We start from the raw sequence: 1,185 nt of genomic DNA on the forward strand, positions 1-1,185 counted from the left end.
TGTCTAAAGAAAAATTTGAACGTTCAAAACCGCACGTTAACGTTGGTACTATCGGCCACGTTGACCACGGTAAAACTACTCTGACTGCTGCAATCACTACAGTTTTAGCTAAAACTTACGGTGGTGCTGCTCGTGCATTCGATCAAATCGATAACGCACCAGAAGAAAAAGCTCGTGGTATCACCATTTCTACTTCACACGTAGAATATGACACACCAACTCGTCACTACGCACACGTAGACTGCCCAGGTCACGCCGACTATGTTAAAAACATGATCACTGGTGCTGCGCAAATGGACGGAGCTATCCTGGTAGTTGCTGCGACTGATGGCCCAATGCCACAAACTCGTGAGCACATCCTGTTAGGTCGTCAGGTTGGTGTTCCTTACATCATCGTATTCCTGAACAAATGTGACATGGTAGATGATGAAGAATTACTGGAATTAGTAGAAATGGAAGTTCGTGAACTTCTGTCTCAGTACGATTTCCCAGGTGATGACACTCCAGTAATCCGTGGTTCAGCGCTGAAAGCACTGGAAGGCGAAGCTGAGTGGGAAGCAAAAATTGTTGAATTAGCAGAAGCACTGGATTCATACATCCCAGAACCAGAGCGTGCAATTGACAAGCCATTCCTGTTACCAATCGAAGACGTATTCTCAATCTCAGGCCGTGGTACAGTAGTAACAGGTCGTGTTGAGCGTGGTGTTGTTAAAGTTGGTGAAGAAGTTGAAATCGTTGGTATCAAACCAACAGTTAAAACAACTTGTACTGGCGTTGAAATGTTCCGTAAATTACTTGACGAAGGTCGTGCAGGTGAGAACGTTGGTGTTCTGCTGCGTGGTACTAAACGTGAAGAAATCGAACGTGGACAAGTACTGGCTAAACCAGGTTCAATCAAGCCACACACTAAATTCGAATCAGAAGTTTATATTCTGAGCAAAGATGAAGGTGGTCGTCACACTCCATTCTTCAAAGGCTACCGTCCACAGTTCTACTTCCGTACAACTGACGTAACTGGTACTATCGAATTACCAGAAGGCGTAGAAATGGTAATGCCAGGTGACAACATCAACATGATCGTTGAACTGATTCACCCAATCGCGATGGACGACGGTTTACGTTTCGCTATCCGCGAAGGTGGCCGTACAGTAGGTGCGGGCGTTGTTGCTAAAGTATTAGGTTAAT

Annotated in this window: 1 protein-coding gene; it reads left to right on the top strand. The window is 45.2% G+C overall.

Going from position 1 to position 1,185, the window contains the following annotated elements; all coding sequences use genetic code 11:
* Positions 1-1,184, top strand: a 1,184-nt coding sequence (gene tuf, locus ABN217_RS18955; protein ID WP_196554958.1) for an elongation factor Tu, incomplete at its 5' end; no start/stop codon positions are given.
* Position 1,185 lies beyond the last annotated feature (1 nt).

Origin of the sequence: Proteus sp. fly-1067, assembly GCF_040139345.1 — a bacterium.
In the GTDB taxonomy this organism is placed as follows: Bacteria; Pseudomonadota; Gammaproteobacteria; order Enterobacterales; family Enterobacteriaceae; genus Proteus; species Proteus vulgaris_B.